This is a genomic window from Streptomyces sp. NPDC053079, from assembly GCF_044546695.1.
In the GTDB taxonomy this organism is placed as follows: domain Bacteria; phylum Actinomycetota; class Actinomycetes; order Streptomycetales; family Streptomycetaceae; genus Streptomyces.
Genome location: NZ_JBITZJ010000001.1, coordinates 1 through 25,685, shown reverse-complemented (window position 1 = coordinate 25,685; position 25,685 = coordinate 1). Strand labels below are relative to the sequence as shown.

The window sequence follows — 25,685 nt, the reverse complement described above, 5'->3', positions numbered from 1 at the left end:
AGACGGTCTCATCCGCCTGGAGGAGGTATTCACCATGGACGAGCGCACCGAAGTTCTGTACGTGCCGCCGATGCTGGAGGAGATCGGGGACTTCGCCGAGGACACCCGCGGCGGTACCGGCACTCTCCAGGAACCACTCGTCGGCCTGTTCAACTTCCCGTCGGGTTGATCACCCACCGGTATCCGTGAGAGCGCCGTGTACTGGTTCGTGGTCGTACCGGACTGCGCCGCGGCTCAGACCCTTCCCGGGCTTCTGAGCGGGGCGGAGCTGCTGGCCGCGCACGCGTCCGGCCGCCCATGGCTGGTCGGGAGGATGCCGACCGGGCAGTGCACCGTTCTCGCGGAGGGTGACCAACGGCTGGCGGTGCTCGGGCACCACCCGGGCACCGCCCGCGACCTCGCACGACTGGCCCGCCGGACGGGGCGGGTGGAGGACTTGACCACGTCGGCCGACGTCCTGCCGGGCAGCGCCCATCTCGCACTGTCAGTCGACGGCCATGTACGGGTCCAGGGCACGGCCTCCGGACTGCGCCGGGTCTACCGCACCACCTGGCGGGGCATGACGGTGGCCGCCGACCGCGCCGACGTCCTCGCGGAGCTGACAGGCGCCGAACTCGACGACCGATGGCTCGCGGCCTCTCTGATGACGTCCGAGCTGCCGTATCCGCTGAGCGACCTGTCCGCATGGCGGCAGATCGATGCCGTTCCGCCGGGCAGCGCGCTGCTGCTGACCCCCGACGGACGGGCGCGGACGTACAGATGGTGGCAGCCGCCCGCCCCGGTTCTGTCCCTCGCCGAGGGAGCGCCGGCAGTGCGAGAAGCCCTGTCGGCAGCCGTGAGCGGAAGGGCGAACGCGCTGGGCGCCGCGGAACCGCTCGGCTGCGACCTGTCCGGCGGACTGGACTCCACCTCTCTGTGTTTCCTCGCCCATCAGGCCGGCGTCCGCCTGGTCACGCTGACGGTGCAGCTTCGCGACCCCGCCAATGACGACGTCCTCTGGGCCGACCACGCGGCACGCGACCTTCCGCACGCCACGCGGCTCGTCCTCTCCTCGGACCAGGCGCCCGCGCAGTACGCCGCGCCGGACCGGGCGACACCGGCCACCGACGCCCCCTCGTTGCTCCTGCGCAGTCGTGCGCTCCTCAACGCCTGTGCCCAGCGGTACACCCTTCACCACGTCGCGGTTCAGCTCGCCGGCCACGGTGGCGACGAGGTGCTCCAGGCCCCGCCCGGTTACCTCCCCGACCTCCTGCCCCGCCATCCGCTGCGGGCTCTGCGGCACGCACGCGGACACCGCTCCCAGCACCGCTGGCCGCCGGCCCGCACGCTGCGGGGGCTGACCGACCGCCGCACCTACGCCCACTGGCTCGCCGACGAGGAGTGCCTCCTGCGGGCACCGCAACGAGCCGGCCCGCTCTTCGGCTGGGGCCCACCGCTGCGCCTGCCGCCCTGGGCGACGCCCCGGGCGGCGGAAGAAGCCGCCGCCCTTCTGCGGGAAGCCGCCCACCAGGCCCGGCCGCTGGCCCCCGAACGCGGCCAGCACCAGGCGATCCACAGGGTCCACGTCGCCGCCCAGCTCTACCGCCTGATGCGGCAGGACCTGACCGAACCGTGGATCACCCTGCCCTTCCTGGACGACCGCGTACTCCAAGCCTGCCTGGCGGTGAGACTGGACGAACGCGGCACCCCCTGGACCTACAAACCCCTGCTCGCCGCCGCACTGAACGGCACCGTCCCCACGGCGCTCCTGACCCGCACCACCAAGGCCGACAGCGGCTCCGACTTCTACCAAGGGCTGCGCCGCAACCGCCGACAGCTCCTGGACCTGATCGACGGCTCGCAGCTCGCACAACGCGACCTGATCGACCCCGCCCCACTGCGCACGGCCCTCCTGTCGCCCGGCTCCCGCACGGCCAACGCCCTGGAGAAGACCCTCGCCTTCGAGACCTGGCTCACTCGCCTCACCGCGCGCCGACGGTCACCCCGTCAGGAGTGGTCCGCCTCCGCCGAGGCGTTCAGGATGTTCACACCCCGGAACAGCGCGGAGGGGCACCCGTGAGACACCGCGGCGACCTGTCCCGGCTGGGCCTTTCCGCAGTTGAAGGCCCCTCCTAGGACGTAGGTCCCGGGTCCGCCGATCGCCTCCATGGAGCCCCAGAACTGGGGCGTGATTCCCTGGTAGGCAACGTCCCGCAGCTGGCCCGCCAGCCGCCCGTTCTTGATCGCGTATGCCCTCTGCTGTGTGAACTGGAAGTTGTAACGCTGCATATCGATCGACCACGACCGGTCGCCCACCACGTAAATACCGTCGTCCACACCGGAGATGAGTTCCTGCGTCGACGGACCGTCCGGCGCGGGCTGCAGCGAGACGTTCGCCATCCGTTGCACGGGTACGTGCGAGGGGGAATCGGCGTACGCGCAGCCGTTGGAGCGGCCCATGTCGGTCAGGCGGGCGGTGCGGCGGTCCAGTTGGTAGCCGACCAGGATGCCGTCCTTGACCAGGTCCCAGGACTGGCCGGCCACGCCCTCGTCGTCGTAGCCGACGGTCGCCAGGCCGTGCTCGGCGGTCCGGTCGCCGGTGACGTTCATGATCTGCGAGCCGTACTCGAGGGTGCCCAGCAGGTCGGGCGTCGCGAACGAGGTGCCCGCGTACGCGGCCTCGTAGCCCAGCGCGCGGTCCAGCTCGGTGGCGTGGCCGATGGACTCGTGGATGGTCAGCCACAGGTTGGAGGGGTCGACCACCAGGTCGTACGAGCCCGCCCGCACGCTCGGTGCGCGCATCTTCTCCGCGAGCAGCGAGGGGATCTCCGCCAGCTCGGCGTCCCAGTCCCAGCCGCCCGCGCCCGTCAGGTACTCCCAGCCCCGTCCGACGGGCGGGGCCAGGGTGCGCATGGAGTCGAAGCCGCCGGTGGACTCGTCCACCGCCACCGCCGTGACCTGCGGGTGCAGCCGGACGCGCTGCTGGGTGGTGGTCGTCCCGGCGGAGTCCGCGTAGAACTTGTTCTCGTGCACGGCCGTCAGCGCCGCGTCGACGTGCGCGACGCCCTCCGCCGCCAGCAGCCGCTCGCTCCACTGGGCGAGGAGCCCGGTCTTCTCGGAGTCCGCGACCGTGAACGGGTCGATGTCGTACGCCGAGACCCACGTCCGCTCCGCGTGCACCGGCTCGTCCGCCAGCTCCACCCTCTCGTCGGACCCGGCGGCGGCGATGACCTTGGCCGACAGCTTCGCCATCGCCACCGCCTGGGACGCCACCCGTGCCGCGGCGTCCATCGTCAGGTCCACACCCGAGGCGAACCCCCACGTGCCCCCGTGCACCACCCGCACCGCATATCCCAGGTCGGTGGAGTCCGAGGAACCCGACGGCCGGGCGTCCCGCAGCCGCCACGAGGCGCTGCGCACCCGCTCGAAGCGGAAGTCCGCGTGCTCGGCCCCCAGCGCGCGCGCCCTCGCCAGGGCCGCGTCGGCCAGGGGGCGCAAGGGCAGCGCGAGGAACGAAGGATCGATCTCATGCGGCACGGTCCACTCTCCTTCTCGGTGTGTGGGGGCAGTGAACCACGCCCTCGGCGGGTGGCGGCCGGGTAATCCCGGACCGGGTTCTGTAGAGATCCAACAGTGACTGCGCGCCGCCCCTGTCGCAGGTCGATCGTCCCTTCCGCGACCACTACCGATACGTTCGGTGTATCCAGCACCACTATGGCAACAAACGGAAGGGTGATCCTTTGAGCCGCTCGGTTCTCGTCACCGGAGGAAACCGTGGCATCGGCCTCGCCATCGCCCGCGCGTTCGCCGAGGCGGGCGACAAGGTCGCCATCACCTACCGCTCGGGTGAGCCGCCGGCCGGCTTCCTCGCCGTGAAGTGCGACATCACGGACTCGGAGCAGGTCGAGCAGGCATACAAGGAGATCGAGGAGAAGCAGGGCGCGGTCGAGGTGCTGGTGGCCAACGCCGGCGTCACCCGTGACCAGCTGCTGCTGCGCATGTCCGAGGAGGACTTCACCTCCGTGGTGGAGACCAACCTCACCGGCACGTTCCGCGTGGTCAAGCGCGCCTCGAAGGGCATGCTGCGGGCCCGCAAGGGCCGTGTCGTGCTGATCTCCTCCGTCGTCGGCCTGATGGGCTCGCCCGGCCAGGCGAACTACGCCGCCTCCAAGGCCGGCCTCGTCGGCTTCGCCCGCTCGCTCGCCCGCGAGCTGGGCTCCCGCAACATCACCGTCAACGTCGTCGCGCCCGGCTTCGTGGACACCGACATGACCCGTGTGCTCACCGACGAGCAGCGCGCGGGAATCGTCGGCAACGTCCCGCTGGGCCGCTACGCGCAGCCCGAGGAGATCGCCGCCTCGGTCCGCTTCCTCGCCTCCGAGGACGCCGCATACATCACCGGAGCCGTCATTCCTGTCGACGGCGGAATGGGAATGGGTCACTGATCGCCATGAGTGGAATCCTCGCAGGCAAGCGCATCCTCGTCACGGGTGTCCTCACCGAGTCCTCGATCGCCTTCCAGGCGGCGAAGGTCGCCCAGAACGAGGGCGCCGAGGTCATCCTGACCGGTTTCGGCCGGCTCTCCCTGGTCGAGCGCATCGCCAAGCGGCTGCCCAAGCCGGCGCCGGTCATCGAGCTGGACGTCACCAACCAGGAGCACCTCGACGGTCTCGCCGACAAGGTCCGCGAGCACCTCGGCGACGACGTGCCCCTCGACGGCATCGTGCACTCCATCGCCTTCGGCCCGCAGGGTGCCTTCAACTTCCTGGAGGGCACCTGGGAGGACGTCTCCACGGCCGTGCAGGTCTCGGCGTACTCCTACAAGTCGCTGACCATGGCCCTGCTGCCGCTGATGCGCGAGGGCGGCTCGGTCGTGGGCCTGACCTTCGACGCGCAGATCGCCTGGCCGAAGTACGACTGGATGGGCGTCGCCAAGGCCGCCCTGGAGTCCACCAACCGCTACCTCGCGCGCGACCTGGGCCCCAAGGGCATCCGCTGCAACCTGGTCTCCGCCGGCCCCATCAAGTCGATGGCCGCCAAGTCCATCCCGGGCTTCGAGGAGCTCGCGGACGTGTGGAACCACCGCGCCCCCATCGGCTGGGACCTGGCCGACCCGGAGCCGGCCGGCCGCGGTGTCGTCGGTCTGCTGTCGGACTTCTTCCCCCGCACCACGGGTGAGATCGTCCACGTCGACGGCGGCGTGCACATGATGGGTGCCTGAGCCCCCGACGTCTTGAGCGATGCCCGTCCCGGATGCCTGCCGGGGCGGGCATCGCCTGTTCCCGGGGCCGCCTCCGGGTCGTGCGGCGCGGCGCACGACCGCACACTGGGGTGCAGGGAGGAGGTACGGGCCATGCGCGTCCTTGTTCGCCGTGCGGCGGCACTGCTCCTGCTGGCGAGCGCCGCGCTGTCGGTCGCGCCGCCCGCGAGCGCCGCCGGGTCCCGGGCCGCCGCCCCCGAGCCCCCGCACGAGGCGGAGTGCCACACCCGCGTCGAGGGCTCCCGCGCCACCGCCCACTGCTTCAACGGCAACGCCGTCCTGGACCGCGTCCAGCTGCACCTGGAGTGCGCCCGCTGGTGGGACCCCGGCATGGACACCGCGCCCGTCGCCGTCGGGCCCGCCCGGCACGTCTCGCTGAGCCAGCGCTGTTGGCTGGGCATACGCCACGCCTGGGTGACCCATACGCCCGGATGACGGCGGTCCGGACGGGGGTGGGAGACTGTGCCCATGCCCGTCCTCGACGAGAACCCCAAGAACGGCCAGAAGGCCCTGCTGACCATCCTCGGCGTGATGCTCGGCATCACCGTCGTCATCGCGGTGATCGCGACGATCGCCTCTCCCTGAGCCCTGAGCCCTGAGCCCTGAGCCCTGAGCCCGTCCGCCCTGAGCCCTGAGCCCGTCCGCCCTCGTGGTGGAGCTGGCACCACCGTCCCCTAGGGGGCAGGCGTCAGGGGTATGTGGGTGGCTTGCCGGATGGGCGCGGTAAGCCGCCCTCCGTAGGTTCGTAGTACACCGCGACGCGGCGGTGCACCGAACCCCTCGGAGGCGATCCCCATGTCCACCGGCAGGCAGGCCCACACCCCCGCCGGCGTCCGGGCCCGGCAGCAGACGAGGCTGCCGTGGTGGGCCCTGGCCCTGCCCGCGGCCGCGTTCGTGGCGCTGTTCTCCCTGCTGGCCTCCCCGGCCTCGGCCGACAGCGGCGACAGCGGCCCCGGATCCGGCGGCGGCACGGTGGCGCGGGTGGTCCAGCTCGTACAGCACTCCGCCGCGCGCCTGGCGCCGTGAACACCCGTGCGGGCGGGGTCGCCACCCGGCGGGGGCAAGCCTGCCAACACCCCGCGCCCGGCGGTGGATTTCATGCGAAGCTGGACGGTATGAGCTCCGAACCGACCCGCAGGATCGTCATCCTCCGGCACGCCAAGGCCGACTGGTCAGACGAGTCCGACCACGAACGTCCGCTCGCCGACCGAGGCCGCAAGGACGCCCCCGTCGCAGGCCGCTGGCTCGCCGGTTCCGGCATCACCCCCGACCTGGCCCTCTGCTCGACCTCCGCCCGCACCCGGGAGACCTGGAAGCTCGCCGTCCCCGAGCTCCCGCAACGCCCCCGCACCGTCTACGAGGACCGTCTGTACGAGGCCTCCCTCGGCGAGCTGATCGCGGTGCTCAACGAGGTCTCCGACGAAGTGGCCGACCTGGTGCTCATCGGGCACAACCCCGGCATGCACGCCCTGGCCGACGCGCTGGCGGGCGACGCCGAGGGCGATCTGCTGTCGCGGATGAACCGTTCCGGCTTCCCCACGTCAGCGATCGCGGTGCTCTCCTTCACCGGCTCGTGGAAGTCCGTCGAGCACGGCGTGGCCCGCCTGGTCGCCTTCTGGGCCCCGCACGCGTAGGCGCGACGCCCGGGGGTACGCACCATCCCGTACCCCCATCGGGCATCGGGCTCACTCGTGGGTGTTGGCCGCCTCGACCTCTTCGCGGGTGACGCCCAGCAGATAGAGCACGGTGTCCAGGAACGGCACGTTCACGGCGGTATGCGCGGCCTCCCGCACCACGGGCTTGGCGTTGAACGCCACCCCCAGACCTGCCGCGTTGAGCATGTCCAGGTCGTTGGCCCCGTCCCCGACCGCGACCGTCTGCGCCAGCGGCACCCCGGCCTCCGCCGCGAACCGGCGCAGCAGCCGGGCCTTGCCCGCCCGGTCCACGATCTCCCCGGTGACCCGGCCCGTCAGCTTGCCGTCGACGATCTCCAGCGTGTTGGCGGAGGCGAAGTCCAGCCCCAGCCGCTCCCGCAGATCATCCGTGACCTGCGTAAAGCCTCCCGAGACCACGCCGACCTGGAAGCCCAGCTGCTTGAGGGTCTTGATCAGGGTCCGGGCGCCGGGCGTCAGCCGCACCTCGGCCCGCACCTTCTCCACCACCGACGCGTCGAGCCCCGCCAGCAGCGCCACCCGCTCGTGCAGGGACTCCTCGAAGTCCAGCTCGCCCCGCATCGCCCGGGCCGTCACCTCGGCCACCTCGGCCTCACAGCCCGCGTGGGCGGCGAACAGCTCGATGACCTCGTCCTGGATGAGCGTGGAGTCCACGTCCATTACGACCAGCCGCTGCGCCCGGCGCTGCAGACCGGCGGCCACCACGGCCACATCCACGCCCAGCACCGCCGATTCGGTGGCCAGCGCGGTGCGCAGCTTCTCCGTCTCCGCACCCGAGACCGCGAACTCCACGGCGGTCACGGGGTACTTGGCGAGGCGGAAGATGCGGTCGATGTTGCCACCGGTGTCGGTGATGCAGGCGGCGATGGCCGCGGTCGACTCCGCGGTGAGCGGGTGGCCGAGCACGGTGACATGGGAACGGCCCGTACCGCGCGGCCGGTTGTCGCCCCGGCCGGAGATGATCTCGGTCTGCAGATGCATCGACTCGGCCCAGCTGTGCACCGTGGCCCGGAGATCGCCCTCGGTCGTGCCGCCGGCCGAGGGGGCGGTCACGAGCGCGCACAGGGTGATCCGGCCCCGGGTGACGATCTGCTCGATGTCTATGACGTCCACGGCGTAGGCGGCGAGGGTGTCGAACAGCCCGGCGGTGATGCCCGGCCGGTCCTTCCCGAAGATCTTGACGAGGAGGGTGGGGACATCGTCGCCGGTGACGGCGGTGGCAGGCGGGGTCTGCGATGCGCTCATGGTGCTCCTACGGTATCCGGCCCCGCGCCGGACCCGTACACGTGTCCCGCCTGCCGGGACGCTGCCGCCGCGGTGTGCGGCATTTCTTCCGCTGCCGGTCACCGGGGGTTCCTCCCTGCGGCCCCGGGGAGCAACCCGGTGAGTCCAGCCCGTCCGGGGCCGGAGCCCCGACCCCTACCGGCGGCCCCCCAGCGGTGGCGGCGGCCGGTCGTCCGGCGGCGGCACCGGCGAGGACCCGTACCGGTACCCCGGCCGCTGCGGCGGCCGGCGCGGTGACCGGCGGGGCGGCGGCAGGGGGGAGCTGCTCGTCTGTGTCGGCGCGCTGAACGGATCCTCGCCCGGCGGCCGCAGATAGGGATTCGTCTCGTCCCGCGCGGGCCGGTACCCCGCCGACGGATTGTACGGCCCCGGCCGGTAGGCGAGGTCGGGGTAGGTACGGCCGTCCGGGTGCGGAGACGGCCCCTGCGCCAGCGGCGAGGCCCGCCGGCCCGCGACACCCACGGCGCAGGCGAACAGTGCTCCGGCCACTCCCGCGCCGAACCCCCACACCGCGCCCAGTAGCAGCGCCAGGGGCACGCTGCCCGCCAGCTCGAGCCCCGCGCCCATGGCGTCGATGCCCAGCACCGACAGGCTCGCGTCGGCCTTGACCCGGGTCGCCAGCACCAGCAGCGGCAGCGCCACCGCGACGGCCGCCCCCAGCGACAACCCGCACCGCGCGGCGAACGCCCCGGGCCCCGCCGTGCCCCGGGGCGTACGGGCGGCGGTGAGCACCCCGGCCGTCAGCATCAGCAGGGCACACCCCACCGGCAGCAGCCACGCCAGGGGTTCCAGGTCCGCGATCCGGCCCACCGTGATGCTCTGGTCCGTGCCCATGCGCAGCAGGTCGTCGAGCGGATCGGGCAGCATCTGCAGCAGCGAACCGCTCGCCCGGCCCCGCAACGGCACGAACAGCCCCAGCGGCAACCCCAGCCACACCCCGTTCGGCGCCCCGAGCAGGGCCGCACCGGCCACCCGCCGGGGATGGCCGTCGCCCGAGGCCGCGGTCACCGCCGCCGCGAGGCCGGCCACGACGGACAGCACCAGCACGGCCCGCAGCGCCGAGGCCGCCGGGCGCACGCCGCGGTGCGCCGCCCGCAGACGGCGCGGCAGCGGGGCCCGGCGGGCGGCCAGCAGCGTGATCAGCAGGACCGCGAGGACCCACACCAGCCCGCCGAGCAGCGACGGCCCGGTCCGTACGGAGAAGCCCACCGAGGCCTTGGCGTCGGCCAGGCCCGCGATCCGCTCCGGCAGGCCGCCGCCGATGTCCCCGATGTCCCCGAGGCCGGGAATCTCCAGACGCGTCCGGCCGCTCCCGGGATCCGGCGCCCCGAGGCCCAGTCCGCTGCCGTCGATGGTGACGCTCGAGGAGCCCGCCCAGGCGAGCCCGCCCAGCAACAGCAGGAACAGGAGGGCCACCGCACCCACGCGGGCGGCGAGCTCACCGCCCCGGACCACCGGCCCCGCCCCGCGCAGCGACCGGGCGAAGACCCAGCCGAGCAGCAGCGCCCCGGTCAGGCTCACTCCCAGTGGCGCGATGTCGATGGTGGTGTGCGCCCCCGCGCCCGTCAGCCCGAATGCTTCGACCGAGCCCGAGGGAGTGATCGAGCCACCGACCGCGAGGACGACCACCGCGGCGGTCATCGGCCCCAGCGACCCGGCGGCATCCGCCCCCAGCAGGTGCAGGCCCAGTGCGGCGATCCCTGCCATGGCGAGAAAAGCCCAGCTCACAGCGGCTATCGCGGTGAGGAGCAGGTCCGCGACAGCACTCGCGCGCCTGCCGCTGGTCATGGTCATAGCGGCCCCCCGGTGCCCGCCCGTCGCCCGGATGTTCATGATCCGTACGTATCCGTGGGCGGTTACTACTGTCAGGGCGTGTTTCGCATCGGTCAACGGCGCCTGTTACCGGGCCGGTACACCTCTGCGTCACTCCCGACTTTCGGTGGGGGGACTGCGCCTGAAATAGTTCCTCCCGATGTTCGCCATCCCTAGACTCCCCGTGATGGGGGCTCATCGGGGGACAAGTAGTGGGGCATGGAGTGCCGGAACTCGTACTGGAATTGAATGGACAGACCTGGACGTTGGACCCGTCCCGGTCATACACCCTCGGGCGCGATCCGCAGGGTGACATGGTGCTGGAGGACGCCCGCGTCTCCTGGCGGCACGCCACCCTGCGGTGGGGCGGCCACAGCTGGGTCATCGAGGACCACGGCAGCACCAACGGCACCTATGTGCAGGGCCAGCGGATCCACCAGATGGAGATCGGCCCCGGTTCGGCCGTGCATCTGGGCAACGCGACGGACGGCCCGCGGCTGAATCTGTCCGGTGCCGCGGCGGGCGCCCCGGCGGCGGACCTCTACAGCGCGCAGACCGCGCTGGCCTCGCCCCTGCAGCACGGCCACCAGGCCCCGCAGCAGTACCAGCAGCCTGGCCAGGGCGTCCCCGGCCAGGGCTGGCCCGGGCAGCAGTACCAGCACCCCCCGCAGCAGCAGGGCTCCTGGCAGCAGCCGCAGGCCCAGCAGCCGTACGTCCCGCAGCAGGCCGCGCAGTCCCCGCAGGCGCCCGGCGGCGGCGCGGGCGCTCCGGCCGCCCACGGCGACGGAAGCCCGACCCGCTTCCATCAGATGGCCGTCGGCCGTGTGATGCGCATCGGTCGTGCCCTCGACAACGAGCTGGTCGTCTCCGACCTCCAGGTCTCCCGGCACCACGCGGAGTTCCGGGCCACCCCCGGCGGCTTCGAGATCGTCGACCTCGGCAGCCACAACGGCACCTACGTCAACGGTCAGCCGGTCCGCCAGCAGGTCATCGGCCCCAACGACATCGTCGGTGTCGGTCACTCCACCTTCCGGCTCGTCGGCGACCGCCTCGAGGAGTTCGTCGACACCGGTGACGTCTCCTTCTCGGCCCGCCACCTCACGGTCACGGTCGACGGCGGCAAGCAGATCCTCAAGGACGTCTCCTTCGGCGTCCCCGAGAAGTCGCTGATCGCCGTCATCGGCCCCTCCGGCTCCGGCAAGTCCACCCTGCTCAAGGCCCTCACCGGCTACCGGCCCGCCAACCAGGGTGACGTCCTCTACGACAACCGGAACCTGTACAAGCAGTTCGCCGAGCTGCGCCAGCGCATCGGTCTGGTCCCGCAGGACGACATCCTGCACAAGGAGCTCACCGTCCGGAAGGCGCTGCGCTACGCGGCCAAGCTCCGCTTCCCCGGCGACACCGCGACCTCCGAGCGCGAGGCGCGCATCGAAGAGGTGCTGCGCGAGCTCAAGCTCGACATCCACAAGGACAAGAAGGTCACCGCCCTCTCCGGCGGCCAGCGCAAGCGCGTCTCGGTCGCCCTGGAGCTGCTGACCAAGCCCTCGCTGATCTTCCTGGACGAGCCCACCTCGGGCCTCGACCCGGGCATGGACCGCGACGTCATGCAGCTGCTGCGCGGCCTCGCCGACGACGGCCGCACGGTCCTGGTGGTCACCCACTCCGTCGCCGAGCTCGCGCTCTGCGACAAGCTGCTCGTCATGGCGCCCGGCGGCTCGGTGGCCTACTTCGGCCCCCCGGAGGAGGCGCTCAACTTCTTCGGCTACGAGACCTGGGCGGACGTCTTCTCGGCGTTCGAGAACTACCGCGACTACGACTGGGCGGGCCGCTGGAAGGGCTCGCAGCACTACCAGATGTACGCGGCCGACATCGACGCCGTCGCCCCGCAGTCCGTGCACGTCCAGCCGCAGATGGTCCGCCCGCCCAAGGCGCAGAGCTGGGGCTCCCAGCTGTGGACGCTGATGCGCCGCTACACCTCGGTCATCGCCTCCGACCGCGGGTTCCTGGCCCTGATGCTGCTCCTGCCCGCCGTCCTCGGCGGAGTGAGCACGGTGATCCCGTCCGACTTCGGACTCGGCGCACCGAACAAGGGCCACTTCAACCAGGACGCCGGCACGATCATGCTCATCCTCGCGGTCGGCGCGTGCTTCTCCGGCGCGGCCAACTCCGTCCGTGAGCTGATCAAGGAACGGGTGATCTACGAACGGGAGCGGGCCGTCGGCCTGTCCCGGTCGGCGTACCTGATGTCCAAGGTGATCGTCCTCGGCTTCATCACCGCCATCCAGGGCGTGGTCATCTCGGCCATCGGCTTCTCCATCCGCAAGCTGCCGGATGAGGGTCTGATCATCAAGGCCCTGCCCGCCGCCGAGCTCTGCCTGGTGATCATCGCGCTGGGCTTCACCTCGATGATGATCGGCCTGGTCATCTCCTCCCTGGTGAAGACCGCCGAGAAGACCATGCCGCTGCTGGTGATGTTCGCGATCGTCCAGGTCGTCTTCACCGGCATCATGTTCAAGATCTACGACTCGCCGGGCATCGAGCAGTTCGCCTGGCTGATGCCGTCCCGCTGGGCCATCGGCGCCGCCGGCGCCACGCTGGACCTCTCGCACATCATGGCCCCGATGGACAAGGGCAACCCCAAGAACCTCGACCCGCTCTGGGAGCACACCGCCGCGCAGTGGGGCATCGACATGATCGCCCTCATCGCCATCGGCATCGCGTGCGGCTTCGCGGTCGCGCGCCTGCTGCGCCGCCACGAGCCCGAGGTCATGCGCAAGTAATCGGGCATGCATGGATATGCCGAAGGGCGGCACCCGGTACCGGGTGCCGCCCTTCGGCATATGCGCTGGTCACAGCCTTGATCGAAGGCCGGTACGAGCTCTCTTAGTACGCCGAGTTGACGTTGTCCATGGAGCCGTAGACCTTCCACGCGTAGTTGCACGCGGCGGTGATGTTGGCGACCGGGTCGTAGATGTCCCAGGACGTGCCCTCGACGTGGTACGCCTTGAAGGTCGGGTCGATCACCTGGAGCAGGCCCTTGGACGGGATGCCCTTGGCGGCGTTGGAGTCCCAGAGGTTGATGGCCTTGGGGTTACCGGTCGACTCCCGCATGATGTTGCGGTAGATGCCGTTGTAGGAGCCCGGGATGCCCTTGGCCTTCATGATGTCGAGCGACTGCTTGATCCAGCCGTCGAGGTTGTTGGCGTAGGTCTTGGGGGCGGGCGCCGGGGCCGGGGCGGGCGCGGCCGCGACGGGCTTGCGCTCCTGCGAACGGCTCGCGGCCTCCTTCTCGGCGCGCTCCTTGTCGGCCTTCGCCTTGGCGGCGGCCTCGGCCTCGGCCTTCTTCTTGGCCTCGGCCTCGGCCTTGGCCTGCTTGGCGGCGTTGTCCGACTGCTTGGTCAGCTCGTTCTGCTGGGTCTCACCGAAAGCGGTGGCGTTCCAGGCGACCGGCTTCACGGCGACGGACTGCTCGGCATCTGCGGCCCCGTTCGGGATGGCTGCGAACACCAGGGCGGCGGCACCGGCCGCGGCGATGCCGGCGGCGGAGAACTTGTGGGTCTTGGTGAGACGGCTATAACCGGAGATGGGGGAGCGCATATTGAGCTGAACCTCTTCCAATCGCTTGAGTCGCAGTGGCCCTGATCGGCGCGAATGAAGCGCCGCGTCGATCCGACGGCGCCCTGCGGCTGGGCAATTGTTAGCGGCTGCAAAATCATGTGGCAAAGGTGTGACGTACTACCCCGCTTCGTTGCGACCTACGGGACAAAGGTCCTGTCAAGAGGTACGAGGACCTGCTCGCACGGTGACTTACGGCGGCCTTACCCCTCCACTAGGCAGCTTCGTACGTGACGTGCGTCCCATGAGCGGGGTCACACCGGGGGCCCCTCGCCCTCACCCGGTGTGCCCGCATCCGTGCAGAGCGTTTGCGATCGAAAAAAGGTCGAGGTGGGAGCCGTGGCCCGGCCCGGATCAGACCTCCACCAGCACCTGGTCCAGGCTCTTGCGCACCAGGTCCGGGACCCGGCAGTCGGGGGCCGGATAGCCCACCGGGATCACCGCGAACGCCTTCTCGTTCACCGGCCGCGCCAGCACCTCCGACAGGAACCGCATCGGGCTCGGCGTGTGCACCAGGGCCGCCAGTCCCGACAAGTGCAGGGCGGACAGCAGCATCCCCACCGCGATGCCGACCGACTCGTCCACGTAGTAGTGCTTGCGCCGCTCGCCGTCCTCGCCGAGCCAGTAGCGCTGCTGGAAGACCACGATCAGCGCGGGCGCGTCCGTCAGGTGCGGCTTGACCTCGTCCGTCCCCAGCGGCCGCAGGGCCGCCAGCCACTCCTCGCCCAGCCGCCCCTCGTAGGAGCGCCGCTCCTCTTCCTCCGCGGCCTCGCGGATGCGCCGGCGCACCGCCGGGTCCTTGACGATCACGAACGTCCACGGCTGCTGGTGCGCCCCCGAGGGCGCCGTGGCGGCGCACGCGATCGCGTCCCGCACCACCTGCTCCGGCACCGGGTCCGCGGAGAACTGCCGCACGGTCCGCCGCCGGTCCATCCGCTCGCGCAGCTCGGCGGCGCGGGCGAGGGACTCCTCGGCGGGCATCCGCTCGGGGCGGTAGGGCACCGGCCGGTAGGGATCGCCGTGCGTGGGCGTCCACTGCGTTGGTATAGACATGCCGGGAGTCTGCCCACGCCGCGCGGCGATGAGGCGTACATGGCGAAACTCGGGTGCCGCGCCCGGCTCCCGGGCCCTTCGGCCTAGGTCCCCCGTCCCCGCCACATGCCACCGCCGGCCCGATCCCCGCCCGCGCACCCCTCGGTACCGTGAGGCCATGACCAACGGCCCCCGCTCCGGCCTGACCGCCGTGAGCACCGCCCTCCTCGCCATGAGCCGGCACCTGGAGGTGCGCGACGTCCTGCAGACGATCGTCGTCTCCGCCCGTGAGCTCCTCGACGCCGAGTACGCCGCCCTCGGCGTCCCCGACGACCACGGAGGCTTCGCCCAGTTCGTGGTCGCCGGCATCGACGACGAGGAGTGGAAGGCCATCGGCCCCCTGCCCCGCCAGCACGGCATCCTCGCCGCGATGCTCCGCGAGGCCACCCCGCAACGCCTGGGCGACGTCCGCAAGGACCCCCGCTTCGAGGGCTGGCCCAGCGCCCACCCCGACATGAGCGACTTCATCGGCATGCCGGTCGCCGACGGCGACGAGATCCTCGGCGCCCTGTTCCTCGCCAACAAGAAGTGCCCCAAGCCCGAGGGAGGCTGCGCCTTCACGGCGGAGGACGAGGAACTCCTCGGCATGCTCGCCCAGCACGCCGCCATAGCCCTCACCAACGCCCGCCTCTACGAGCGCAGCCGCGAGCTGACCATCGCCGGCGAGCGCGCCCGCCTCGCCCACGAGCTCCACGACGCCGTCTCCCAGAAGCTCTTCTCCCTGCGCCTGACCGCTCAGGCCGCCACCGCCCTGGTCGACCGCGACCCCGCCCGCGCCAAGGGGGAGCTGCACGAGGTCGCCCGGCTCGCCGCCGAGGCCGCCGACGAACTGCGCGCCGCCGTGGTGGAGCTGCGCCCCGCCGGCCTTGACGAGGACGGGCTCGTCGCCACCCTGCGCACCCAGGTCAAGGTCCTCGACCGGGCCCACACCGCCCGCGTCACCTTCGCCGCCTGCGGCGTACGGGCCCTGCCGGCCGCCCAGGAGGAGGCGCTGCTGCGCGTGGCCCAGGAGGCCCTGCACAACGCCCTGCGCCACTCCGGCGCGTCCGCAGTCGACGTCACCCTCGACCGCCTCGGCCAGGGCGCCGCCCTGCGCGTGGCCGACGACGGCCGCGGCTTCGACCCCTCCGCCGTCCGCCGGGCCGGCCGCCACCTGGGCCTGGTGTCCATGCGGGACCGGGCCGGCGGCGTCGGCGGCACGCTGACCGTCGTCTCGGAGCCCGGGAAGGGCACCACGATCGAAATGGAGGTGCCCGGTGGCTGACAACCGGGTGATCAAGGTGCTCCTGGTGGACGACCACCAGGTGGTCCGCAGGGGGCTGCGCACCTTCCTGGAGGTCCAGGACGACATAGAGGTGGTGGGGGAGGCCGCGGACGGCGCCGAGGGCGTCGAGCGCGCCGAGGAGCTGCGCCCGGACATCGTCCTGATGGACGTGAAGATGCCCGGCATGGACGGCATCGAGGCGCTGCGCAGGCTCAGGGAGCTGGCCAACCCCGCCCGGGTGCTGATCGTCACCAGCTTCACCGAGCAGCGCACGGTCATCCCCGCCCTGCGGGCCGGCGCGGCGGGCTACGTCTACAAGGACGTGGACCCCGACGCCCTGGCCGGCGCCATCAGGTCCGTGCACGCCGGGCACGTCCTGCTCCAGGCCGAGGTGGCCGACGCCCTGCTCTCCCAGGACGAGGCGGGCGGCGGGGGCCAGGGGAGGGGCAACGCGCTCACCGACCGGGAGCGCGAGGTGCTCGCCCTGATCGCCGACGGCCGTTCCAACCGGGAGATCGCCCGGGCGCTCGTCCTGTCGGAGAAGACCGTCAAGACGCACGTCTCGAACATCCTGATGAAGCTCGACCTCGCCGACCGGACGCAGGCGGCGCTGTGGGCCGTCCGCCATGGGATCGGGGCCTGAGGGGCGAGGCGCCCGGCGGTAGCGGAACGTCGCGTTCTGATCAGAGATTCATGCGGTCGTGTGATAAGCCGCCCGATGGCGCAACCCGAATGGCCCTGGCCCGTTTTCCATGACGTAACTGCGGCTGATGGCCGCGGCGACGCTCTGGTAACACTCCAGGAAGGTCATTGGAAGAGTGAAGAACATCAAGAAGGCCGCTGCTGTCACGCTCGCCGTGGGCGGTCTCGCCCTCGCCGGCGCCGGTGCCGCCTCCGCGCACGGCGGGCACGGCGCGGACGGCGTCGCGAAGAACTCCCCCGGCGTCGTCTCGGGCAACGTCATCCAGGTCCCCGTCGAGGTCCCGGTGAACGCCTGCGGCAACACCATCAGCGTGGTCGGCCTGTTCAACCCGGCCAGCGGCAACCTCTGCGTCAACGAGTAATCAGCACCACCACGCCCCGTCGGGCGGTCGGCTCCGTCCCGTCGGAGCCGACATCCGAGGGTGATCAATCGTCCGAACGAGGGCAAACACCGCCGATGGCCGTGCCATCGGCGGTGCATTGGCGTTCATAGGTGCAGGGCCCCGTGGCAGGGCCCGACCAGGTCAGTCATCAAAAGGAAGACCACCACATGAACACTGCCAAGAAGGCCGCCCTCGCCCTGGCCGCCGCAGGTGTCGCCCTCGGCGCCTCCGTCGCGCCTGCCGTCGCCGGTGGCGACGGGGACTTCGACGGAGCCCTGGCCTCGGGCGTCGCCAAGGGCTCGCCGGGCGTCGTGTCGGGCAATGTCATCCAGGTGCCGATCGACATCCCGATCAACATCTGCGGCAACACCATCGACGTCCTCATCGGGCTCCTGAACCCGACCTTCGGGAACACCTGCATCAACGGCGACACCAGGGAAAGGCACCACGAGGAAACCCACGAGGTCCACCACGAGGGCCGTCACCACGAAAACGGCCACCACAACGGTGGTCACCACGACAACGGTGGTCACCACGACAACGGCCATCACTGACCGATGCCGCGCGCGTCCCACCGGTGACGCACGGACGCGCAGGAAAGGCCCCGTGGACCGACAGGTCCGCGGGGCCTTCCCGCTGTCCGGCGGGCGCCGTCAGTGCCTTCGCCGGTCCCGCTCCTCCACCATGGCGTTGTACGCCGCCACCTGCGCCCGCCGGGCCGTACGCTCCACCGGCCGCAGCGCCGCCGCCCGCGCCGCGATCTCCGACGCGCTCACCGCCCCGCCATGCTCACGCCCCTCGGCGTCCCCCGGCTCGTAGGCGATCGAGATCAGCGCCCCGACCCGCTGCGCCAGCTCCAGCACCCGCACCGCGCGCGGCGGATACCCCGGCGCGAGCACCTCGCGCCCGCTCTCGGCCCGCGCCCGGTAGGCCTCCAGCGCCGCCTGGGCCACCGGGCCGGAGCCGGCCACGTCCAACCGGGTGAGCACCTCCGTCGCCTCCCGCAGCGCCTCCGCCAGCTCCCGCTCGGCCTCCGACAGGGACGGCACGTCGGCGGGCGGGGCGTCGCGCACGGGCAGGCAGTGCCAGAGGACCTCCACGTGCACATCGCCCTCGGGCCCGGCCTCGTACACCTCCGGTACGAGGCCCAGCGCGGCACCTGTGGCGATCACCGCCTCCTCGGCCTCGAGGGCACGGGCGTTGAACTCCGGCGGTCCGCTCAGCCCCAGGGGATGCCCCGGCGCGGGCAGCGCCAGCCTCAGTCCCGTGGCGCCGAGCGCCCGCAGCCGGCCCAGCGCCAGCGTGAGCCCCACCGGGCCCGACTCGCCGGGCAGACCGGTGACACGGTGGACCGCGTCACTTCCGGTGATGTGGTGCGCCGCGTCATCCGGTGCGGCAAATCCGGCAAGCTGGGCATTTCCCCACGCGGTGAGCCGTCCTGAGCGATGTTCATCGAGCATGGCCCCCAGCCTAAGGACTGCCCCCGGCAACCGGTGGCGTAGGTTTTTCCTTGGGGGCTGCGCCGACAGGCGCAAGCGACGACGCGACTGCAATGGGAGACAACGCGCTCATGAGCGATGTGCTGGAACTGGTGGACGTATCCGTGGTCCGCGAGGGCCGGGCTCTGGTGGACCAGGTCTCCTGGTCGGTCAAGGAGGGCGAGCGCTGGGTGATCCTCGGCCCCAACGGCGCCGGCAAGACCACCCTTCTCAATGTCGCCTCCAGCTACCTCTTCCCGAGCAAGGGCACCGCCCGGATCCTCGGCGAGAAGCTCGGCGCGGTCGACGTCTTCGAGCTCCGCCCCCGTATCGGCATGGCCGGCATCGCGCTGGCCGACAAGCTGCCGCGCACGCAGACCGTCCTGGAGACCGTGCTCACCGCCGCCTACGGCATGACGGCCACCTGGCACGAGGACTACGAGGCCGTCGACGAGCAGCGCGCCCGTGCCTTCCTCGACGTCCTGGGCATGACGGAGCACCTGGACCGCAAGTTCGGCACCCTCTCCGAGGGCGAGCGCAAGCGCACCCTCATCGCCCGCGCGATGATGACCGACCCCGAGCTGCTCATGCTCGACGAGCCCGCCGCCGGCCTCGACCTCGGCGGCCGCGAGGACCTCGTGCGCCGCCTCGGCCGGCTCGCCCGCGACCCGCTCGCCCCCTCGATGGTCATGGTCACGCACCACGTCGAGGAGATCGCCCCCGGCTTCACCCACGTCCTGATGATCCGTCAGGGCAAGGTGCTCGCCGCCGGCCCCCTCGAGCTCGAGCTCACCTCCCGCAACCTCTCGCACTGCTTCGGCCTGCCCCTGGTCGTCGAGCGCCGTGGCGACCGCTGGACCGCCCAGGGCCTGCCGATGGCCTGACGCGCCCCGGGGCCCACGGGGCCCCCGGGCGCCCTGTCCGCCGAGCGGCTCGCGCCCCTACCATGACCAGGTGGACACATGGGTGTGGTGGCTCGTAGCCGCCGTCGGGCTGGGCATTCCGCTGGTCGTGACCGCCATGCCGGAGTTCGGCATGTTCGCGGTCGGCGCCGTCGGCGCCGCGATCACGGCGGCCCTGCACGGCGGCATGGTGGCCCAGGTCGTGGTATTCGCCGTCGTCTCCGTCGCGCTCATCGCCGTCGTGCGCCCCCTCGCCAACCGGCAGCGCTCACGCCGTCCCGAGCACAAGTCGGGCATCGACGCGCTCAGGGGCCGGCAGGCCGTCGTGCTCGAACGGGTCGACGGCAGCGGCGGGCGCATCAAGCTGGCCGGTGAGATCTGGTCCGCGCGCTCCCTCGACGACGAGCGCAGCTTCGAGGTCGGCCAGCACGTGGACGTCGTCGAGATCGACGGCGCGACGGCCGTCGTGATGTGAGGGCCCCCGTGAGGTGGGAGCCGCCGCCGTGACGAAGGCCCAGATCGTCGCCGTACGGACGAGTCGGCCTCAACGCCTGCACAGCGGCGCCGGGTTCTGAAAGACTCCCTCACGACGATCAACGAACGCCCGATCAACACCAACGACAACGGCACGGGGAGCTGGAGCCACGATGGAACCGATCATCATCGTCCTGATCATCCTGGTGGTGCTCGTCTTCATCGCCCTCATGAAGACGGTGCAGGTCATTCCGCAGGCCAGCGCCGCCATCGTCGAGCGCTTCGGCCGCTACACCCGAACCCTCAACGCGGGCCTGAACATCGTCGTCCCGTTCATCGACTCCATCCGCAACCGCATCGACCTCCGCGAGCAGGTCGTGCCGTTCCCGCCGCAGCCGGTGATCACCCAGGACAACCTCGTCGTCAACATCGACACCGTCATCTACTACCAGGTGACCGACGCCCGCGCGGCGACGTACGAGGTCTCCAGCTTCATCCAGGCCATCGAGCAGCTCACCGTCACCACCCTGCGCAACATCATCGGCGGCATGGACCTCGAGCGGACCCTCACCTCCCGCGAGGAGATCAACGCCGCCCTGCGCGGCGTCCTCGACGAGGCCACCGGCAAGTGGGGCATCCGCGTCAACCGCGTCGAGCTCAAGGCCATCGAGCCGCCCACCTCCATCCAGGACTCGATGGAGAAGCAGATGCGCGCCGACCGCGACAAGCGCGCCGCCATCCTCACCGCCGAGGGCATCCGCCAGTCGCAGATCCTCACCGCCGAGGGCGAGAAGCAGTCCGCGATCCTGCGCGCAGAGGGCGAGGCGAGGGCCGCCGCGCTGCGCGCCGAGGGCGAGGCCCAGGCGATCCGCACGGTCTTCGAGTCCATCCACGCCGGCGACGCCGACGAGAAGCTGCTCGCCTACCAGTACCTCCAGATGCTCCCGAAGATCGCCGAAGGCGACGCCAACAAGCTCTGGATCGTGCCCAGCGAGATCGGCGACGCCCTCAAGGGTCTCAGCGGCGCCGTCGGCAACCTCGGCCCCATGGGCGGCGGCGGAGGCGGCGTGCCCCGGCCCGCGAAGGAGAGCCCGCGCCGCGAGCGGCCCACGATCGACTGAGCGACTTCCCTACCATGCATGATCGACCTCATGCATGATCAGTGCGGCCCCCCGACCTCTCATGGCGGGGAGGCGACACACTGACCTTGAAGGAGATGGCCTTGTCCATCTGGGAAGCACTCGCGGTCTTCGCCGCCGGCATCGGCGCCGGCACCATCAACACCATCGTCGGCTCCGGCACCCTGTTCACCTTCCCGGTGCTCCTCGCCACCGGACTGCCCCCGATCACCGCCAACGTCTCCAACACCCTGGGCCTGGTCCCCGGCAACTTCAGCGGCGCCGTCGGCTACCGCCGCGAACTGAGCGGCCAGCGCACCCGCATCATCCGCTGCGGCATCGCCGCGCTCATCGGCGGACTCACCGGCGCGATCCTCCTGCTCGCCCTCCCGTCGAAGGCCTTCGACGCGATCGTGCCCGCCCTCATCGCCCTCGCCCTGGTGCTGGTCGTCCTCCAGCCCCGGCTCGCCCGCGCCCTCGCCCGCCGCCGCGAACGCAACGGCACCGAGGCCCGCGGCGACGGCGGCCCGGCGCTGCTCGCCGGACTCCTCGTGGCCAGCGCGTACGGCGGCTACTTCGGGGCGGCCCAGGGCGTCCTCTACCTCTCCCTCATGGGCCTGCTCCTCAACGACGAACTCCAGCGCGTCAACGCCCTCAAGAACGTCCTCGGCGTCATCGTCAACGGCGTCGCCGCGCTCTTCTTCGTCTTCGTCGCCGACGTCGACTGGACCGCCGTCCTGCTCATCGCCGTGGGATCCACGATCGGCGGCCAGATAGGCGCCAAGGTCGGCCGACGGCTGCCCCCCACGGCACTGCGCGGCGTCATCGTCGCCGTCGGCATCGTGGCGATCGTCCAGATGCTGCTCAAGTAGCAGGGGGAGAAGAGGGGGAGGCAGGGGAGGCAGGGGGAAACGCTCCGGGCCCTTCCCCCGTAAGAAACACGGGCCCGGAGCGTCCGGCAGTGGGCGCGGTCGCCCGGCACGGAACCGGACTCCGACAGACGGCCGGCGCCATCGCGCCCCGCCGCCCCCGCCACTGCGGTGCCCACTGCCCGACGGCCGCATGCGAAGCCGTCGGTCAAGCACCACCACTGTGCGATCCGGGGGCGTCGGGGCGCAACGGAATTTCCGGACGCCCAGACGCGCCTGACGGGGCGTACGGGGCTCAGCCCGCGGCCGGCACCTCGTACTCGCCGATCAGCTGCGCCCGCGCGAGCGAGTGGAACCGCAGGTGGAAGCCCACCACGGCAGGCGAGACGTCCGCGTCCGGACCCAGCTTCTCCCGGTCCACCGCGTACACCGTGAACACATAACGGTGCGGCCCGTCCCCGGCCGGCGGCGCGGCACCGCCGAAGTCACGCGACCCGTAGTCGTTGCGCACGTGCACGGCACCCTCGGGCAGCCCCTTCATGTCACCGCTGCCCGCTCCCGTGGGGAGCTCGGTGACGGTGGCGGGAATGTCGAAGAGGACCCAGTGCCAGAAGCCACTGCCCGTGGGCGCGTCCGGGTCGAAGCACGTCACGGCGAAGCTCTTCGTCTCCGGAGGGAAGCCGTCCCAGCGCAGCTCCGGCGACAGATTGCCACCCGAGTACACCTGATCGTCCTTCAGCTTCCCACCCAGCGCCACATCGTCGCTCACCACGGCGAACGAGGGCACCGGCGGATGAAAATCGTGCGGCAGCGGACGTCGCTTCCGCTCGGACACGTCGGACACTGGGGACACCTCCAGTACACGCGGACAGGTCAGAGCGCCAGCCTAACGAGGCCACGACGGCGCAGACTGCGACCATATGGAGTGTGCTTCATGTACTTCGACAAATCGGACGAGACCGACCGGCGAGCCGCGTCATGCGTGCCCTGACCGTCCTCCTGGCCGCCCTGCCCCTCCTGTTGCTCCCCGCATGCTCGTCGGGGAGCCAGAAGGCGGAGAGGCCCCCCGCCGCGACCACAGCGCCGGCGGCGACCGTCCCCGCCTGGGCGAAGGGCATGAAGACCGTCAGCGAGGACCGGCTGCCGCCCGAGGCGCGCCGTACCCTCGATCTCATCGCCAAGGGCGGCCCCTTCCCGTACGAGAAGGACGGCAGCGTCTTCGGCAACTACGAGAACCGGCTTCCCCGGCAGGCCCGCGGCTACTACCGCGAGTACACCGTCCCCACCCCCGGCTCCCGCAACCGCGGCGCCCGCCGCATCATCACCGGGGAACACTCCGAGCGCTTCTACACCAGCGACCACTACCAGACCTTCGAAGCGGTGGTACAACCATGACCGGCCTGCTGCCCGCCCCCGGGCTCCCCGGCATCCTCAACGGCTCCACGCCCCCCGGCGTCTACCACCTGCCCCCCACCGACGCCCCGTCACACGTCATGGCCCTCGCCGCCGAAGCCGACTGGAAGGGCGCCTGGCTACGGCTCGACGGCGTCCACGACAAGGCGGCCTTCCTCGACCGCTGCGCCAGGGACCTGGACTTCCCCGACTGGTTCGGCCACAACTGGGACGCCCTCGCCGACTGCCTCACGGACCTCTCCTGGTGGCGCGAGGCCGGCAAGGCCCGCGGCTGCCTGCTGCTGGCCGAGGACTGGGGCACCTTCCGCAAGTCCGCCCCCGCCGACGCCCGCACGGCGGAGGCCGTCCTCACCGACGCCGTCGACTTCTGGGCCGCCGACGAGTCACCCCTGACGGTGCTGCTCGCCTGAGTGCGGGGGTGCGTACCCGGGTGCGCCGGCACCCTTCCGGTCGTACCCCCGCCCGGGAACCGGTCAGAGCCAGCTGCGCCGGCCGCCGACCTCGGCGAGCCACTGGTTGAGGTAGGCGGCCCAGTCGGTCTGCCCGTAGGAGTGCAGATCCACGGTGAACGACCGGTAGGTGTCGCTGCCCGAGCTGAACACGCCCGGCTTCTTGTCCATCTCCAGGACGACGTCCATCTCATGGTCGTCCGCGACGAACGACAGCTCGACCTCGTTCAGCCCCCGGTACTGCGACGGCGCATGGAATTCGATCTCCTGGTAGAAGGGCAGCCGCTGCCGCGTCCCGGAGATGCGGCCCTGCTCGAGGTCGGCGCTCTTGAAGGAGAAGCCGAGCTGCCCGAACGCGTCGAGAATCGCCTGCTGCGCCGGCATCGGGTGGACGTTCACCGGATCGAGGTCCCCCGAGTCCACCGCGCGGGCGATCGCCAGGTGCGTCGTCACCCCGACGCTCATCCCGGTCAGGTGCCGGCCCAGGAAGGTCGTGATCGGCGTCTCCCAGGGGATCTCCAGCCCGAACGGCACCGTGTGCACGGCGCCGGGCTGCACCTCGAACTCCCCGCCCAGCTGGACCCGGGTGAACTCGACGTCCTGCTTGTACTCGCCGTCCTCGCGCTCCACCTCGACGCGGGCCTGCAGCCCCACCGACAGCCCCTCGATCCGCTGCGGGACCGAGCCGCCCTGGATACGCACCTCACCCTGCGCCACGCCGCCGGGGACCACGTTCTCCTCGAACAGCACGGTCTCGACCGAGGCGCCGCCCGCACCCAGGCTCGCCATGAGCTTCTTGAAAACCATCTCTACCTCCCCGGGTCCGGGACCGGTCCCGGACCCTTCCAGTACGCTCGATCGGCATGATCGCCGCGCCTGACCGTATGCCACTCGACCGAGCGTTCTTCGACCGTCCCGTGCTCGAGGTCGCCCCCGAGCTCTTGGGCCGCACCCTGGTCCGGACGACTCCCGAGGGCCCGATCGAGGTCCGCATCACGGAGGTCGAGGCATACGCCGGCGAATCCGATCCCGGATCGCACGCCTACCGCGGTCGCACGAAGCGCAACGCGTCGATGTTCGGCCCTCCGGGCCACGCCTACGTCTACTTCATCTACGGCATGTGGTTCAGCCTGAACCTCGTCTGCGGCCCAGAGGGCACCGCGAGCGGCGTCCTCCTCCGCGGCGGGGAAGTGATCAAGGGCGTCGACCTCGCCCGCGCCCGCCGCCCGAAGGCCCGCCGCGACCGCGAGCTCGCCCAGGGCCCGGCCCGCCTGGCCACCGCCCTCGACGTGGACCGCGACCTCAACGGCGTCGACCTCTGTACGGGCCCCGGCTCCCCTCTCTCCGTGCTGGCCGGCCACCCCGTCCCCGCCGACCGGGTACGCAGCGGCCCCCGCACGGGCGTGGGCGGCGAGGGCGCGGCGCACCCCTGGCGGTTCTGGGCGGACGGAGACCCGACGGTCAGCCCGTACCGGGCCCATGTGCCGCGGAACAGGGGGAAGGAGCAGACGAAGGGCCGGGCGGGGGACGGTGCTTGACTCCGGAGCCGGGAGGGCCTAACGTAGGCGAGCCGCTTGAGACGGGCAGCGCCATGTGCGCGTACCTCTGGGCGGCAAACCACTACTACGAGGACCTCCCCTTGATCGGGGCCGTATTTCGCTGTGCCGAATTACGACAATGATCCGGCTCGATTAGGAGCCGCCGGGGAAATCCGCTAACGTAGTGAACACCCCGCCGACGGGGAATCGGAAACAAAATTTCGAGCCGGGAACGGCACGGAAAAGGATCTGATAGAGTCGGAACACGAAATACCGAAGGGAAGTGCCCGGAGGAAAGCCCGAGAGGGTGAGTACAAAGGAAGCGTCCGTTCCTTGAGAACTCAACAGCGTGCCAAAAGTCAACGCCAGATATGTTGACA

The 25,685-nt window shown here is 71.2% G+C and carries 29 protein-coding genes; 20 read left to right on the top strand and 9 right to left on the bottom strand.

The window, feature by feature from the left end; genetic code table 11:
* Positions 1-34: 34 nt before the first annotated feature.
* Together ACIGXW_RS00145 and ACIGXW_RS00140 are read left to right on the top strand one after the other, a co-directional pair.
* Complete coding sequence (locus ACIGXW_RS00145) at positions 35-169, top strand: lasso RiPP family leader peptide-containing protein (protein ID WP_399568309.1); 135 nt, start codon at positions 35-37, stop codon at positions 167-169.
* Between the two features lie 27 nt (positions 170-196).
* On the top strand, positions 197-2,059 hold the full coding sequence (locus ACIGXW_RS00140) for an asparagine synthase-related protein (protein ID WP_399568307.1): 1,863 nt from the start codon (positions 197-199) through the stop codon (positions 2,057-2,059).
* On the opposite strand, the gene ACIGXW_RS00135 is transcribed toward ACIGXW_RS00140, so the two are convergent.
* Complete coding sequence (locus ACIGXW_RS00135) at positions 1,987-3,516, bottom strand: TldD/PmbA family protein (RefSeq protein ID WP_399568304.1); 1,530 nt, start codon at positions 3,514-3,516, stop codon at positions 1,987-1,989. The two genes, ACIGXW_RS00140 and ACIGXW_RS00135, sit on opposite strands and share 73 nt — an antisense overlap.
* 203 nt (positions 3,517-3,719) lie before the next feature.
* On the opposite strand from ACIGXW_RS00135, the gene fabG reads away from it, so the two are divergent.
* From fabG to ACIGXW_RS00105, 6 genes are all read left to right on the top strand, one after another.
* Entirely contained in the window at positions 3,720-4,424 is a 705-nt protein-coding gene (gene fabG, locus ACIGXW_RS00130) for a 3-oxoacyl-[acyl-carrier-protein] reductase (protein WP_360917415.1), read from the top strand.
* A 5-nt stretch (positions 4,425-4,429) separates the two neighbouring features.
* Positions 4,430-5,200: an enoyl-ACP reductase FabI gene (gene fabI, locus ACIGXW_RS00125; protein WP_360917412.1), complete on the top strand. Its 771-nt coding sequence runs from the start codon at positions 4,430-4,432 to the stop codon at positions 5,198-5,200.
* 132 nt (positions 5,201-5,332) lie between these two features.
* Complete coding sequence (locus ACIGXW_RS00120; protein ID WP_071965660.1) at positions 5,333-5,674, top strand: hypothetical protein; 342 nt, start codon at positions 5,333-5,335, stop codon at positions 5,672-5,674.
* 33 nt (positions 5,675-5,707) lie between these two features.
* A complete protein-coding gene (locus ACIGXW_RS00115; RefSeq protein ID WP_360917408.1) occupies positions 5,708-5,824 on the top strand; it encodes an SGM_5486 family transporter-associated protein in 117 nt (38 codons plus the stop codon).
* 210 nt (positions 5,825-6,034) lie between these two features.
* The gene (locus ACIGXW_RS00110) at positions 6,035-6,265 is read left to right on the top strand and encodes a hypothetical protein (RefSeq protein WP_399568302.1); all 231 of its coding nucleotides are present in this window, start codon (positions 6,035-6,037) and stop codon (positions 6,263-6,265) included.
* 89 nt (positions 6,266-6,354) lie between these two features.
* Positions 6,355-6,873, top strand: a complete 519-nt coding sequence (locus tag ACIGXW_RS00105) for a SixA phosphatase family protein (protein ID WP_399568299.1) — start codon at positions 6,355-6,357, stop codon at positions 6,871-6,873.
* Between the two features lie 51 nt (positions 6,874-6,924).
* On the opposite strand, the gene serB is transcribed toward ACIGXW_RS00105, so the two are convergent.
* On the bottom strand, positions 6,925-8,157 hold the full coding sequence (gene serB, locus ACIGXW_RS00100) for a phosphoserine phosphatase SerB (RefSeq protein WP_360917399.1): 1,233 nt from the start codon (positions 8,155-8,157) through the stop codon (positions 6,925-6,927).
* Between the two features lie 174 nt (positions 8,158-8,331).
* Complete coding sequence (locus ACIGXW_RS00095; RefSeq protein ID WP_399568296.1) at positions 8,332-9,990, bottom strand: streptophobe family protein; 1,659 nt, start codon at positions 9,988-9,990, stop codon at positions 8,332-8,334.
* Between the two features lie 230 nt (positions 9,991-10,220).
* Between ACIGXW_RS00095 and ACIGXW_RS00090 the strand changes: the two genes are divergently transcribed.
* Positions 10,221-12,788: an FHA domain-containing protein gene (locus ACIGXW_RS00090; RefSeq protein WP_399568293.1), complete on the top strand. Its 2,568-nt coding sequence runs from the start codon at positions 10,221-10,223 to the stop codon at positions 12,786-12,788.
* A gap of 103 nt (positions 12,789-12,891) precedes the next feature.
* On the opposite strand, the gene ACIGXW_RS00085 is transcribed toward ACIGXW_RS00090, so the two are convergent.
* Both ACIGXW_RS00085 and ACIGXW_RS00080 read right to left on the bottom strand, forming a co-directional pair.
* Complete coding sequence (locus ACIGXW_RS00085) at positions 12,892-13,605, bottom strand: transglycosylase SLT domain-containing protein (RefSeq protein ID WP_071964458.1); 714 nt, start codon at positions 13,603-13,605, stop codon at positions 12,892-12,894.
* Between the two features lie 372 nt (positions 13,606-13,977).
* Complete coding sequence (locus ACIGXW_RS00080) at positions 13,978-14,676, bottom strand: nitroreductase family protein (RefSeq protein WP_399568290.1); 699 nt, start codon at positions 14,674-14,676, stop codon at positions 13,978-13,980.
* Positions 14,677-14,833: 157 nt separating this feature from the next.
* Between ACIGXW_RS00080 and ACIGXW_RS00075 the strand changes: the two genes are divergently transcribed.
* The 4 genes from ACIGXW_RS00075 to ACIGXW_RS00060 all read left to right on the top strand — a co-directional run bounded on the left by ACIGXW_RS00075 (position 14,834) and on the right by ACIGXW_RS00060 (position 17,618).
* Positions 14,834-15,979, top strand: coding sequence for a GAF domain-containing sensor histidine kinase (locus tag ACIGXW_RS00075; RefSeq protein WP_360917384.1), 1,146 nt, complete (start codon positions 14,834-14,836; stop codon positions 15,977-15,979).
* The gene (locus tag ACIGXW_RS00070) at positions 15,972-16,622 is read left to right on the top strand and encodes a response regulator transcription factor (RefSeq protein ID WP_360917381.1); all 651 of its coding nucleotides are present in this window, start codon (positions 15,972-15,974) and stop codon (positions 16,620-16,622) included. Before ACIGXW_RS00075 ends, ACIGXW_RS00070 begins: the two co-directional genes overlap by 8 nt.
* 175 nt (positions 16,623-16,797) lie before the next feature.
* The gene (locus ACIGXW_RS00065) at positions 16,798-17,043 is read left to right on the top strand and encodes a chaplin (RefSeq protein WP_360917378.1); all 246 of its coding nucleotides are present in this window, start codon (positions 16,798-16,800) and stop codon (positions 17,041-17,043) included.
* 188 nt (positions 17,044-17,231) lie between these two features.
* The gene (locus ACIGXW_RS00060; RefSeq protein ID WP_399568288.1) at positions 17,232-17,618 is read left to right on the top strand and encodes a chaplin; all 387 of its coding nucleotides are present in this window, start codon (positions 17,232-17,234) and stop codon (positions 17,616-17,618) included.
* Positions 17,619-17,717: 99 nt separating this feature from the next.
* Here ACIGXW_RS00060 and ACIGXW_RS00055 read toward each other — a convergent pair whose 3' ends face one another.
* A complete protein-coding gene (locus ACIGXW_RS00055) occupies positions 17,718-18,524 on the bottom strand; it encodes a hypothetical protein (RefSeq protein WP_360917372.1) in 807 nt (268 codons plus the stop codon).
* Positions 18,525-18,616: 92 nt separating this feature from the next.
* Here ACIGXW_RS00055 and ACIGXW_RS00050 point away from each other — a divergent pair, with 92 nt between their 5' ends.
* The 4 genes from ACIGXW_RS00050 to ACIGXW_RS00035 all read left to right on the top strand — a co-directional run bounded on the left by ACIGXW_RS00050 (position 18,617) and on the right by ACIGXW_RS00035 (position 21,908).
* Complete coding sequence (locus ACIGXW_RS00050; RefSeq protein WP_071964454.1) at positions 18,617-19,426, top strand: ABC transporter ATP-binding protein; 810 nt, start codon at positions 18,617-18,619, stop codon at positions 19,424-19,426.
* 70 nt (positions 19,427-19,496) lie between these two features.
* Positions 19,497-19,919, top strand: coding sequence for an NfeD family protein (locus tag ACIGXW_RS00045; RefSeq protein ID WP_071964453.1), 423 nt, complete (start codon positions 19,497-19,499; stop codon positions 19,917-19,919).
* 172 nt (positions 19,920-20,091) lie between these two features.
* Positions 20,092-21,039 (top strand): SPFH domain-containing protein, encoded by a 948-nt coding sequence (locus ACIGXW_RS00040; protein ID WP_071964452.1) that lies wholly within the window; start codon positions 20,092-20,094, stop codon positions 21,037-21,039.
* 95 nt (positions 21,040-21,134) lie between these two features.
* Positions 21,135-21,908, top strand: coding sequence for a sulfite exporter TauE/SafE family protein (locus tag ACIGXW_RS00035; RefSeq protein ID WP_399568286.1), 774 nt, complete (start codon positions 21,135-21,137; stop codon positions 21,906-21,908).
* Positions 21,909-22,200: 292 nt separating this feature from the next.
* Here the strand turns inward: ACIGXW_RS00035 and ACIGXW_RS00030 are convergent, their stop codons facing one another.
* Positions 22,201-22,740: a YbhB/YbcL family Raf kinase inhibitor-like protein gene (locus tag ACIGXW_RS00030; RefSeq protein WP_071964460.1), complete on the bottom strand. Its 540-nt coding sequence runs from the start codon at positions 22,738-22,740 to the stop codon at positions 22,201-22,203.
* Positions 22,741-22,883: 143 nt separating this feature from the next.
* Between ACIGXW_RS00030 and ACIGXW_RS00025 the strand changes: the two genes are divergently transcribed.
* On the top strand, positions 22,884-23,300 hold the full coding sequence (locus ACIGXW_RS00025; RefSeq protein ID WP_399568284.1) for a ribonuclease domain-containing protein: 417 nt from the start codon (positions 22,884-22,886) through the stop codon (positions 23,298-23,300).
* Positions 23,297-23,728, top strand: a complete 432-nt coding sequence (locus ACIGXW_RS00020) for a barstar family protein (protein WP_399568281.1) — start codon at positions 23,297-23,299, stop codon at positions 23,726-23,728. The genes ACIGXW_RS00025 and ACIGXW_RS00020 overlap by 4 nt, the downstream gene beginning before the upstream one ends.
* A 63-nt stretch (positions 23,729-23,791) precedes the next feature.
* Here the strand turns inward: ACIGXW_RS00020 and ACIGXW_RS00015 are convergent, their stop codons facing one another.
* Entirely contained in the window at positions 23,792-24,574 is a 783-nt protein-coding gene (locus ACIGXW_RS00015; RefSeq protein ID WP_071964448.1) for a sporulation protein, read from the bottom strand.
* Between the two features lie 56 nt (positions 24,575-24,630).
* Here ACIGXW_RS00015 and ACIGXW_RS00010 point away from each other — a divergent pair, with 56 nt between their 5' ends.
* Positions 24,631-25,305, top strand: coding sequence for a DNA-3-methyladenine glycosylase (locus ACIGXW_RS00010; protein ID WP_399568278.1), 675 nt, complete (start codon positions 24,631-24,633; stop codon positions 25,303-25,305).
* Between the two features lie 153 nt (positions 25,306-25,458).
* Here the strand turns inward: ACIGXW_RS00010 and ACIGXW_RS00005 are convergent.
* The coding region (locus ACIGXW_RS00005) for a hypothetical protein (RefSeq protein WP_399568275.1) at positions 25,459-25,685 on the bottom strand (227 nt) is incomplete at its 5' end.

Excerpts from the sequence above, each read along its gene's own strand:
- ACIGXW_RS00145 (WP_399568309.1), top strand. The coding sequence starts at position 35 with ATGGACGAGCGCACCGAAGTTCTGTACGTGCCGCCGATGCTGGAGGAG.
- fabI (WP_360917412.1), top strand. The coding sequence starts at position 4,430 with ATGAGTGGAATCCTCGCAGGCAAGCGCATCCTCGTCACGGGTGTCCTC.
- ACIGXW_RS00120 (WP_071965660.1), top strand. The coding sequence starts at position 5,333 with ATGCGCGTCCTTGTTCGCCGTGCGGCGGCACTGCTCCTGCTGGCGAGC.
- ACIGXW_RS00115 (WP_360917408.1), top strand. The coding sequence starts at position 5,708 with ATGCCCGTCCTCGACGAGAACCCCAAGAACGGCCAGAAGGCCCTGCTG.
- ACIGXW_RS00110 (WP_399568302.1), top strand. The coding sequence starts at position 6,035 with ATGTCCACCGGCAGGCAGGCCCACACCCCCGCCGGCGTCCGGGCCCGG.
- ACIGXW_RS00105 (WP_399568299.1), top strand. The coding sequence starts at position 6,355 with ATGAGCTCCGAACCGACCCGCAGGATCGTCATCCTCCGGCACGCCAAG.
- serB (WP_360917399.1), bottom strand. The coding sequence starts at position 8,157 with ATGAGCGCATCGCAGACCCCGCCTGCCACCGCCGTCACCGGCGACGAT.
- ACIGXW_RS00095 (WP_399568296.1), bottom strand. The coding sequence starts at position 9,990 with ATGACCATGACCAGCGGCAGGCGCGCGAGTGCTGTCGCGGACCTGCTC.
- ACIGXW_RS00085 (WP_071964458.1), bottom strand. The coding sequence starts at position 13,605 with ATGCGCTCCCCCATCTCCGGTTATAGCCGTCTCACCAAGACCCACAAG.
- ACIGXW_RS00080 (WP_399568290.1), bottom strand. The coding sequence starts at position 14,676 with ATGTCTATACCAACGCAGTGGACGCCCACGCACGGCGATCCCTACCGG.
- ACIGXW_RS00075 (WP_360917384.1), top strand. The coding sequence starts at position 14,834 with ATGACCAACGGCCCCCGCTCCGGCCTGACCGCCGTGAGCACCGCCCTC.
- ACIGXW_RS00060 (WP_399568288.1), top strand. The coding sequence starts at position 17,232 with ATGAACACTGCCAAGAAGGCCGCCCTCGCCCTGGCCGCCGCAGGTGTC.
- ACIGXW_RS00055 (WP_360917372.1), bottom strand. The coding sequence starts at position 18,524 with ATGCTCGATGAACATCGCTCAGGACGGCTCACCGCGTGGGGAAATGCC.
- ACIGXW_RS00050 (WP_071964454.1), top strand. The coding sequence starts at position 18,617 with ATGGGAGACAACGCGCTCATGAGCGATGTGCTGGAACTGGTGGACGTA.
- ACIGXW_RS00040 (WP_071964452.1), top strand. The coding sequence starts at position 20,092 with ATGGAACCGATCATCATCGTCCTGATCATCCTGGTGGTGCTCGTCTTC.
- ACIGXW_RS00035 (WP_399568286.1), top strand. The coding sequence starts at position 21,135 with ATGGCCTTGTCCATCTGGGAAGCACTCGCGGTCTTCGCCGCCGGCATC.
- ACIGXW_RS00025 (WP_399568284.1), top strand. The coding sequence starts at position 22,884 with ATGCGTGCCCTGACCGTCCTCCTGGCCGCCCTGCCCCTCCTGTTGCTC.
- ACIGXW_RS00020 (WP_399568281.1), top strand. The coding sequence starts at position 23,297 with ATGACCGGCCTGCTGCCCGCCCCCGGGCTCCCCGGCATCCTCAACGGC.
- ACIGXW_RS00015 (WP_071964448.1), bottom strand. The coding sequence starts at position 24,574 with ATGGTTTTCAAGAAGCTCATGGCGAGCCTGGGTGCGGGCGGCGCCTCG.
- ACIGXW_RS00010 (WP_399568278.1), top strand. The coding sequence starts at position 24,631 with ATGATCGCCGCGCCTGACCGTATGCCACTCGACCGAGCGTTCTTCGAC.